3 protein-coding genes are annotated in these 11,032 nt (G+C 62.9%); all 3 read right to left on the bottom strand.

Translation table 11 applies throughout. The features are described from left to right. Positions 1–33: 33 nt before the first annotated feature. The 3 genes from ACXX81_RS17235 to ACXX81_RS17225 all read right to left on the bottom strand — a co-directional run bounded on the left by ACXX81_RS17235 (position 34) and on the right by ACXX81_RS17225 (position 10,866). The gene (locus tag ACXX81_RS17235; protein ID WP_458572105.1) at positions 34–3,114 is read right to left on the bottom strand and encodes a transglycosylase domain-containing protein; all 3,081 of its coding nucleotides are present in this window, start codon (positions 3,112–3,114) and stop codon (positions 34–36) included. Positions 3,115–3,187: 73 nt separating this feature from the next. Beyond that, positions 3,188–9,670, bottom strand: coding sequence for an NEL-type E3 ubiquitin ligase domain-containing protein (locus ACXX81_RS17230; RefSeq protein ID WP_458572104.1), 6,483 nt, complete (start codon positions 9,668–9,670; stop codon positions 3,188–3,190). Positions 9,671–9,732: 62 nt separating this feature from the next. Further along, entirely contained in the window at positions 9,733–10,866 is a 1,134-nt protein-coding gene (locus tag ACXX81_RS17225; RefSeq protein ID WP_458572103.1) for an OpgC family protein, read from the bottom strand. Positions 10,867–11,032: the final 166 nt, after the last annotated feature.

The following is an 11,032-nucleotide window of genomic DNA, read 5'->3' as shown; positions in this document are numbered from 1 at the left end:
AGCGCTGAAAACTACCGGGATGCCACCCTTTTTTCAGCGCGCCACACACAGCGTGTTCGCGCCGGGTTGCAGGTACGGTGTGAGGATCGGTGCCATGCCCTTGAGTACCTGCACCGGCAAGGCTGAGGTGAAGGTGAAATGCTCGGCCGATGCGCCGGGCACGAACGCGGTGAGTGTGCCGAAGTGATGCTCGCCGATGTAGAACACGAAGGTCGCGGTGCGATTGACGGCTTTTGAGCTGATCAGGCGCCCGCCGGCGCCCATGGCCTGGATGCGGTTATCGCCGGTGCCGGTCTTGCCGCCCATCGACAGTGGCGTGCCGTCCGCCAGTTTGAAACTGCCGGCCACGCGCTTGGCCGTGCCAGCATCCACCACTTGCGAGAGCGCGCCGCGCAACGCCGTGGCGACTTCACTGGGCAGTACCCGCCGCGCGCGGTCAGGGTCGCTGACCAGGTGTGTTTCGTAAGGGGTGCCAGCGGCAAAGGTCAGTTGGTCGATACGTACCACGGGCAGGCGCACGCCGTCGTTGAGGATGATGCCCATCAGGTCGGCGAGGGCGGCGGGGCGGTCGCCGGAACTGCCGATGGCGGTGGCCAGCGACGGCACCAGGTGATCGAACGGGTAGCCCACGGCCTGCCAGCGCTGGTGGATGTCGAGGAAGGCTTCGATCTCCAGCATGGTGCGAATACGGCTGTCGCGGGCGCTCTGGTGACGGCTCTTGAACAGCCAGCTGTAGACTTCCTGGCGCTCGAACTCGCTGGCCTTGATCACCTCGGTGAAGGTCGCCTCGGGGTGGTTGAACAGATAGCCGAGCAGCCACAGGTCCAGCGGATGCACCTTGGCAATGTAGCCCTGGTCCGGCAGGTCGTAGGCGCCGGGACCGTAGCTCTGGTAGAGCGTGGCCAGGCGTTGGTCGCTGAGCGTGTCGGCGGTTTTGAGGTGCGCGCGCACGAAGCTGTTGAAGTTCTCCTGACTGGCCCGGGGCAGCAGGTAACGGTGCACGGCGGCCAGGCGGATAGCGGTGGGGTGCAGGCTGTCCATGAACGTGTCGAGCCGCGCCTGGGTGTCCTTGTTGCGGTATTTTTTCCAGAACTTGAGCAGAAACGCGCTGCCTTCACGGTCGGCGAATCTGGCCAGGTATTCCTGGCGGCGCGGGTCGCTGTCGTCCTTTAGCAATTGCGCGCTGGTGCTCTCATTGGCGTAGGTGACGTAGCGCACCACATCACGCATCAGGCGAATGAATGGCAGGTTGATCGACTCGCGCAACGCATCGCGCAAGGACGGGTTGCGGCCGTTATCCTCGTTGCGAAAGTTGTGAAAGCGGTGCAGGCCGCCACCGGTAAAAAACGCCTCGCCGGGATTGGCCGAATAGGTGCGGTCGAGGGCCGCGTCGAGCATCTTCGACAACCTGCGCTCGGGGTTGCGTATCAGGTAATCCAGGGCCCAGCGCGACAACGCATCCTGTTCGGTCACCGCTATTTTTTTCAGCGCCTCGGCGGGTTGCGCGGCGTAGCGCCCGTGCAATTCGCTGATGATCTGCAGGTAGGTGGTCAGCACCCGCAGTTTGGCGGTAGAGCCCAGTTCCAGTTTGCTGCTCTGATTGATGTCGAAGGGCTGGTCGGTGTTGTCCGTTTGCACCCGCACGCGCGCACCGCCTGGGGTCAGTTCGAACAAGGTAAAGCTGTAACGCACCTGGGGCGTGCTTTGCGCGGTGAGCAGGCGCGGGCCGAGCAGGCCGATCTGCCCGGCGAAGGTCGGATCGGCCAGGCGCTTGAGGTAGTCGGTGGCCTGGGTTTGCAGGTCGTATTGCAGGGTGCTGCTGGCGGCCAGGTCGAGGCGGTCCAGGTCATACAGCGGGCGGTCGAGCAGGCTGGCGAGGCGGCTGCGCGCGACGGTGATGGCCTTGTTGGTGTCCACCGGCTGCAGCGTCGGCTGCTGTTGCCAGTCGCGGTAGGTGACATGCCTGGCGAGTGCGGCCGCGGCCAGCGCCGGGTCGATCACCTTGCTTTGGGCCAACAGGCGGATATGGCTGTCGGTCAATTGCGCCAGTTCGTCACGGCCCTTGTTCAGATAGTGCGAGGGCCGCCGCTGGGCGATCATCAGCGACAGCACCTGGCGCAGGGCCAGGCCTTTTGGCGCGAGGTCCTGCGGTGCATCGTCAGCCAGCAGCGCATTGACCTGATTGAAGTCGGCGCCGAACCACACCCGCAAACCTTCGGCCATGCCATGCACTTCGCCGTGCCCCGGCACAGCCGAGAGCGGCACGGTGTTGAGGTAGTCGCGCACGATGTTCTGACGGCTGGCCAGGGTGTCCGGCCCCGGTTGATAGGCCCTGACGCTGGCGGAAATCATCTGGCGGATTTTCTCGCCGCCCGACAGGGTCAGGCCGTCGGGCGAATGGCGGTACTTTTCCAACTGGGTGGCGAGGGTGCTGCCGCCGGCCGTTTGCCCGGGCAGATGCAGGAGCCGGGCCACCTGCGACCCGGCAGCCCTGGCGAAGCGCGGCCAGTCCACGGCCGGATTGGCCGTGGGGTGTTGGGGATCGAGCAAGTCGCGGTCTTCGATAAACAAAAGGCTTTGCACCACCTGCGGGGGGATCGCGGCGAAGCTGGCATACAGCTGTTGCGGGTAAGTAAAACTGTACAGCGGCTCAGCGTGGCAATCGGTGAGGCTCAGACCGGCCTGGACTTTTTCGGCGTAGGGCACGTACAGCCCGCGCTGGGCGTAAGCCATCAAGGCCGGGGAGAAGCGCGCCTGCGCCGCGATCAGGTAGTTGCGCTTGAGCAGGCGTGGCAGGAATTCATCGAGCGCGCTGTAGCCCAGGCGCTGATCGAAAGGGCCGGCGCCGGGGTAGATGATCGCGTCGCTGGCACCGGGCTCCACGCGGTAATCCAGCGACGCGGCAAACGGGCTCAAGTGCTCGGCTTGCAAGCGCGAGGTGCGCATTTCGTTGCTCGCGGACCACCCCAGCGCCACCAGCGCGATCACCACCACCAGCCACATCAGCCGCCACCATTGCGCTCGCGAGCGGGGGCCTTGTGGCAAGGGCGGCTGATCCGCGCTGTCGGTGTCTACCGCAGCTTTGTTCGAATCGGTTTGCCATAAAGCGCCCATAGTCGATTGATCCCTTCACGCCGATTGATTGGACCTGAATGAAGCGTAGTCGCTGGCGGCGCTGTGTGAAAAATTACTCGGACGCTTGGCTCACACGTCGCAATGCGGCCTGTGTGGCCAAGGTGAGCTGGCGCACCAGGCGGTTGTGTTCGTCGTTCTCCAGGTCAACCAGTGACTGACGTCGCTCCAGGTATTCGTCCGACTGCTTAGATGGCAGTTGTTTTTCCAATAACTGCACTTTGTATTCGATGGTCTCTTTCACGGTAGCAAAGGGCTCCGGGTGACTCTTGGTCAAGTACTCTATCCAGAACGCTTCCATCAGCAGCCATTCCTGCAAGGCCGGGCTTTTGCCCAGACGCTGCAGTTGAGTGCGTGCGTCTTCAAGCACTGCGGGGGTCACGTAGCTTTCAACGGTGTACAGCAACTCCAGTGGGTAAAAGGGCAGGTTGAACTCCTTGGCCAGGCGCGCGCGGAAAAAAATCGTGACCTCAGCCGGGTCAACCTCTTGGCCAGCCAGTTCTCGGGCATGAATGAACTTGTCGGAAATATGGTCCAGGTGGTTCAGGTAGAAGCGCCCGGTGGACAAGGCGATCAACGCCCGGTCGCTTTCGTAGGTGCGGCTCAGTGACTTGGACTGGTGGATCCGATGTTCCAGTTCCATATTGGTAAAGGCCAGCAGTGCACTGTCACCGCACGTCCCGGCCCCATAGGTGTTCAGGCACACGTTGTTGCGCAATTCGGTGGAATCGCCCATGGCCTGCAGCAAGGTCCAGACCCGAGTGGTGAGCGCTTGCCTGGCGTCGGTCGAGGCCTTGTAGGCGAACGTCTCTGGCAGGTCCCGGAGTACCTGGAACACATCGTCGGCGCGTACTTCTTCATTGGCGCGCAACTGCTCCCACAACCAGCTGCGTTCGGTTATGTCGGTGGCGGGGACGCCGGTGAGCCACAGGTTGATGTCGTCAGACTCCGGCGTGTTGTGCAGCGTAGCCTGCGGCGCGTCCACGTTGATGGGCCTGGGAGCCACGGCGTAGCGAATTCGCCGGCGGGCGGTGTCGGACAGCGGGTTGCCATGCAGGAAGGTCTCGCCTTCGGTCATTGACCGCGGGCCCGTGAACACCTGCTCGGGAACGCTGCTGATCAGGTTGTCTTCCAGGAACAGAGACCACAGCTGAGTCAGTTGCCAGGTGCCGGAAGGCCACTGGGTAATCCGGGTATTACGCAGGTTGAGTTTTCGCAGCTCACTGAGCCGGCTGACGTTGGGCGCAATGGCGAGCCTGTTGTGGCTCAAGTCGAGGTATCGCAGGCGGGTCATGTTGGCCAGGCGTGCCGACGATTCTTCGGTCAGCACCAACTGGTTGTAGGACAGGTCCAGTGAGATGAGTTGAGTCATGTCGGTGATGGCGGTGGGCAGTTCGGTCATGCCGCACCGGATGTGCAGTGATTTGAGCCCCGGAAACTTTTGCAGAAAGAGGTCGGCGCTGTCGGGAAACGCGCTGCCCTGGAGTGCCAGGTGCTCAATGTGGGCGAAGCCGGTCAACCCTGCCAGGAACAAGGCGGGAGGCAGTCCACCATGGTCTATCCGCAGCTCCAGCGAGGGTATTAAGAACAGGTCGTGCACGTAGGTATGCCGGCCATCGCGCCGCCAGGCCTGGCGAAGCAGTTCGGCCGTGAACAGGCGGTTTTCCCTTTGCAGTTCGAGAAGGTCGTTGGGGCCATTGTCCGACTGAGGGGCTTGCGCCCAGCGCCTCAGTTCGGTGTCCATGGCGTCGTATTCGGCCTTGCGCCTGTCCAGTTCGATCAGCGCGGCGGGTTCGCTCAGGTTCATCGAGCGGATAACGGCCCGGGCTTCGCGCCTGCTCAGGCTGGGGTACAGCTCGCGGGCCCTGGAGATCAGGTCGGGTGCGCCATTACCGCCGGAAAGCCAGCGCAATCCCCATATCGGGTACGCCAGAAACGAGCGGTCGACGTGCAGGGGTGGCTGCATCCAGGGCTGCAGGTGGGGCAGGTCCAGCCAGCCTTTGATTTCAATGCGGCGGCCGAGGGCCAGGGCGACGATCTGCTCGCGCCAGACTGACACGTCACCCTGCTCGGTGATGCCCAGGGACGCCTTTTCGCTGTCAGACAGAAGATGTGCCAACGCCTCCAGCAGTGAGTTCGACGCACTGCCCAGCGTGCCACCTTGAGCGTCATAGGCTTGATACGCACGGTTGCTGCGGGCCAGCCGACGGCGCGATGTACCGTCCAGGTGCCCCGCGCTTTCCAGCAATGGCCCCTGGTAGGTGTCTTGATGAATATCGACACGCAGGTTTTTTGGCCAGTCCGGCAGGGATTTGAGCAGGTTCAAGGCGATTTTGTCGCTGTCCGCGTTGGCGCAGGAGGGCAGGTAGAGGCCTTCGAAGGCCCGGTTCAACCGCAGGTCGTGGCTCGACAGGCGAGCCTGTTCCGAGAGCCGCAGGCCCACCTGGTTTTTTTCATGCAGTTGCTTGAGTTCCCGGGACGTCGCGTGACCCAGGATGACCTTGGCGGTGCTGGCAGGCAGGCTCGGGTACTTGGCCTTGAGGCGCTGCACTTGCTCGGAGCCATCGCGTTCGCTGCGTGCATAGATTGAATTGAGCAGTTTTGCGCGTTCCTGCTCGGTGAACGAGAGGATTTTTTCCACCAGCTTGAACAGACGTTCGTCGTGGGAAGTGGGCGTCTCGCCCAGCAGGCCTGCGCACACTTTGTCGTGCTCGAGCACGGTTGGAAGCAGCTTGCCGCTGTTGTAAGCCTGATCCGTCACCTTGACGGCCTGGACGTTTGGCAGATTGCTGTCCGGGTATTGTTTGAGCACGCGCTGCTCGTTGTCGACAATTTGAAGCACATGGTCGGCCGGCCAGCCTTTGATCGCGGTCAGCACCAGTAATTGCAGCTCGGGGCGCGCAGGCGCGGCGGTCGGGTCGGTGCGCATTGCTTCGATGAACAGTTGGATTTCGTGATCGATCTTGAAGCGTTTGCAGGTGTCGGCCAGTAGTGGGGGCGCGGGCTTTGCGGTGCAGTGAACCTGACGCAGGGCTTCGGGGGACGTGTCGGTCAACGCCATGATTTTGCCGGCGATTTCCTGGGTGAATAAGTACTGCTGATTGCCCAGGCGATAGAGCAGGCTGTGGTCGTCCCAGGTCATGGGGTTGTCGCTCGACAGGCGCCAGGCACCCTCGCCGTTCTGCTCGAGGGTGGGGGTGTTGACACCGGATTTTTTAGGATGGACCAGGCGCCACTTGAACAGGTTTTTATCGAACATGATCTGATACAGCGCGCCCAGCAAGGGCAGGTAGACCCGGGTGTTGAACTCGAAGACGCCGTTGGTCGCGGGCTTCATGTCCGGCGGCAGCTTCGGTTGTTGTTCGTATTGCACCAACGAGCGGTCGACCAGGCTGACGAATCTGTCGGGGCTGCGCTGGGCGCCCATGTAGTCGCCCAGTGTCTTGCGCAAACCCTTGGCATCGCTAGCACTGGTCATCCCCAGCAGTTGGCGTTCATGGGGTTGCAGCACCGAGCCGATGGCCAGGTAGAAACTGTCGACGACGGGCGCCACCGGAATCTCGCCGCCGTTGCGCATGTCGTAGGCCCGGTAGTCGCCGGCGCCGTAGTGACGCAATTCGACGGTCAGGTCGTCGGGCCCGGTGGAGATATAGGGGGTTTGGCCCCCTGTTTCGGTAATGACGAATGGGCGTTTGAGAGTGTTGCGAATCAGCGCCGCGGCAAATTCCCTCGCCCACTGGTCAGTGTCTTCGGCGTAGTCGCGTGGGTGGTACAGGCCGTCAATCACCGCGTCGATGCGCAGCACGGTGCGCTGTTGGTCTATCAGGTCGCGCAACTCGACCGGCAGGGTGCCGTGTTGCAAGTAGGCGGTTTGCTGACGGGCCGTGAGGGGTTGCTGTTCCAGCAGGCGCTCAAGGGTTGTGGGAGCGAGCGGGCGGTTGAGGTCGCGCAGTTTTTTCAGCAAGGGGGCAGGCGCCACCAGCCGTGGCGAGGCCTTGAGCGGCAAGAAGCGGCGGGCCTCGGCGGGGGGGACCAGGTCGGTTTTTTCGTAACCGTCGTAGTTGACCACGGTGCTGAACAGGGTCGTGCGTTCGTGGCCGGCCAACGTCGCCACCTGCTGGCGCACGGCCTGGATACGCTGGCCTTCGGTATGGGTAATCACAGCGTCCTTGCCCAGGGTCGAGGTGGCGGGCTGTTGCCGTATGATCAGGCGCAGCAGCGGGTCAAGCGTACCGGGCGGCAGACGCTGGTTGTCGACATCGGCGTAGCGGCCGTCTTCCTGCCGGGTGAGATTTACGCTGTGCGGTTTGGCGGAGAGCTTGGCCGACGGGCTGTAGGTTTCAATCACCCTGCCTTGTTCGTCGCGCACGCTGAGCAGGGTGTCGGCCGGCCAGTTGGGTAATTGTGTCAACAGGCTGAACACCAGGCCGTCGGCGTGGGGTGGCAGGTAGCCCGGTTCATTGAATCGCTCGGCGATCTGCCGAATCGCCTGGTCGGCCTGCATGCGCCGCACCCCTTCGATCAGGTTGAGCGGGGCAGGCTGCGCACTCCACACGGCGTCCAGGGTCGTGCGGGTGGTGGCTGTGCTGCGCAGCATCAGTTCCAGATCGGCAACCGCAATGATGTCCGAGCCATTGGGCAGCATGCGTTGCAGCAGTTGGGGGTCGGAGAGGGTGTGGGTGTTATTCAGGTCGAAGACCCACGCCTGCAAGGCCGGCTCGAAAATGATCGGCGGCGTGTATAGGCCGCCGTTGGTGTGCCTGAGCACATAGCGCATGGTGTTTGCGTCGTGGCTGACCTCGACCACCCGGGTCTGGTCGGCATGGTGCAGCTTGGCATAGGTGCGGTCTTGCACGTGATAAAGGCCCAGCGAGTCCGCTTCGCGGCCGTCGAGCAGGTGCTGCGACGCATGGGCATAGGGCTGGGCGTGGGGCCGCCACAACTCATCGACCCCGTCGGCGCGCGTGACCTTGCGCGGGTTGCCCAGGCTGTCGAGGTAGTTGAGCATCCGCCGTCGATGGGCGCGTCCGGCCACGCCGATCAATCGGCCGCTGATGGCCAGATCGGCGACATCCGACAGCGCCGAGGCGAAGCTGCCGGCTTCGCCTTTGACCGCCGCATCCAGGCCCTGGCCAAGGCTGTAGGTCATGCTGCCCATCACCGCCAGTTGCATGATCCGGTTCATCCCGGTGACACCGCCGGGCATGGGGGTCAGCAATAGTTGCAGGATCTCCCCGGCGACCGCTGCGACGCCATCCTTGAGCGCCTTCCAGTCGGCTTCCGAGCGGGTGGTGGCGAGGCTGGACAGGTCGGTCTGATAGCGCTGGATATGCCGCCCGACCAATGTGTTCACCAGTGACAATGTGCGCCCGGTCTTGGCGTCGGCGGAGAAGCGCACGCTGTCCAGCGTACGTTCCGGGAAGACCTCGTGGAACCCGTCATACAGCTTTGAGGCCAGCCAGCTCATGCCCTCGGGACGCGGCTCCTGGGTCAGCAGTGGCTTGAACACCGACATACCGATCAGGGGCAACTGCCGGGAAAACCAGCCCAGGTCCTGTTGCTGATGACTGGTCTTGAGTTGCTGGCGAAGGCTGCTGTTCGCGCCCTTGGCATCCGCGTGATAACGGAACGCGCCACCGGGGCGCAGGGGGAAATATGACACCACCCCGAGGCTGGCGACGCGGATCACCAGCAGTGGCAACGGGATCGAGGTTTCCCAGGGTACGAAGGGCACGGCCACGATGGGGGTGGGCGCGCCGTTGAGGTTCAGGGTGTCGAAATCCAGCGGCGGGCCGTCCGGTTCGAGGGCGTTGCGCAGGGTGTCGTACATCGATTGCGCAAGGCCGGTGGCGGCCCGGGTACGCCATGATTCCAGCAGCTCGAAGCGCAACATGGCCCGGGTCGCGCTAACGAACAGACTGCGCAGATTGCCATTGACGGCCAGGGCCGTCTGCAGGCGCACTTGCAACTGGCCCCCGAGGTTCAGTTCGCGGGCAATGTTGATGAATGCCAGGGCGTCGAGCGGCTTACCGGGGCCGATAATTCTGCTCGACTCCACCAGGCTATAGCCTGAGTCCTGTATGACGGAATGGGTGAAGCCGAAGTTCAGGCAGGCGGCTTCCCACAACGTGACACGTTTGGTGTGCAGTGTATGGCGCCATTCGTCATAGGCGCGGCGCGGCCGCGATTCCGGTACACGCACCGGCGGGTCCAGGGGGAAGGGTTGCTCGCGTTTTTGCAGGTAGTCGGTTTCGAAGTGCAGTTGCTCGGGATCGCGGCCATCGAGTCTGGCGCGCAACTGCGTCATGCCTTCGGTCTTGAAGGCCGAAATCAGCGCGGCCTTCTTGGCTTCGAGGTCGGCAAGCGCCTGTTGTGCTTCGCGCAGCAATGTGAGGTAGTCGGCCTGCTCTTGTGCGCTCAGCGTGTGCATGGCCTGTACCACGTTGCGCTGGATCAGTTCCAGCGCCTGTTGCTGGCCCCATTCTGTGCTCGATTGCAGATTGCCGGACAGGTCGTTGAGGAGGTTGTAGGTGGTCACGTGTGCTCGCCTTCGCATTGAGTTGAAGGCTAATGGGAGCACGTCGTTTTTGGTTGCCGGGGCTATGTATTTAGCGGTTCGCGACCTTGCTCCGGTTGATTCAGGCGTTTATTGAATTCCAGCCATGCGGCCAGTGCCGCCATCAGCGCGACCCCCGCCAACGCGGTGCCAATTTGCAGGGTCGCGGTATCTCCGGTCAGCGCGTTGACCATGTCGGCCAACGGCGCCAGCAGCACGCCGAGGCAGAACACCTCCAGCGAATAACGGCCCATGCGGCACGTTTGCCGGGCCAGCCAGTTTTGCGTCCAGCCACGTCCCGGCAGCAGCTTGGCGGTGACGTAGGCAAGCGCGAGGAAATGCAGCAGGCGCACGGGTGAAAGGTCGGTCTTGCTGATCGGGTACAACAGGTCGCTCAGGGCGCTTGGCATCCACGCATCGTGGATCTCGGGCCAGCGCCAGGCCAGCGTGATCACCCCGGCGATCAGCGTGTAAAGCGCCGCCAGTACGAACAGCGGTTGCCTGGCAAGCGGTCGTGTGTGCACCGGACGCGGTCGGCTGGCGTGAATCGCCGCTGCACCGCCCAACACGAACAACAGCTGCCAGGTCACCGGGTTGAAGTACCACACGCCGTCGGCAATCGCCCGCAGGTTCCAGCCCATCCAGGGCGCCATCAGGTACACCGTGGCCGACACTGCCATCACCGCCCAGGTCATGCGCATCATCAGGGGCAACGCCAGCGCCAGCCCGGCCAGCAGCACGATGTACAGCGGCAACGGGTCCATCAGGTTGGGCTTGAAGCGCAGCAGCAATTCATCGGTGAGCGCCTGTTGCGGGTGGGTGACGAAATGCGTCAGGCCCATCTCCGCCACGAGGTCGCGGGTTTCCACATGGCTGTTGGCAAAAAACACGATGCCCATCAGCATCGCCAGCAAAAAGATATGCACCACGTACAGCACCCAGGTGCGCCGCAGGATTTTCAACGCGGCGATCCAGTACCCCTCGCGTTGCAGCACCTTGCCGTACGCCAGCACCGAGGCGTAACCGGCCAGAAACACAAACACTTCGGCGGCGTCGCTGAAGCCGAAGTTGCGCAAGGTGATTTGACCGAGGGGATTGTGGGGGACGTGATCCCAGAAAATGAAGATCAACGCCAGGCCCCGAAAGAAATCGATGCGCGGGTCGCGTCCGTTCAGCATGGCAGCGGGCTCTATGAACAAATTGTTTAGTAGGGACAGGCGCGCGCAGGGTGGTGCAGGCCGTGCGTCGGGCGGGCGCAGGTTGGCGGTATTTGTAAGCAATTGCAAAGTCTGGATATTACTGAATGTCTCAAACGCTCCGCCTCGTTCGGTTCAGTTCATGAAA

This window comes from Pseudomonas sp. GNP013 (assembly GCF_054343995.1).
Note: the sequence above shows the minus strand (reverse complement) of the source record. Positions and strands in the feature narration are given on the sequence as shown.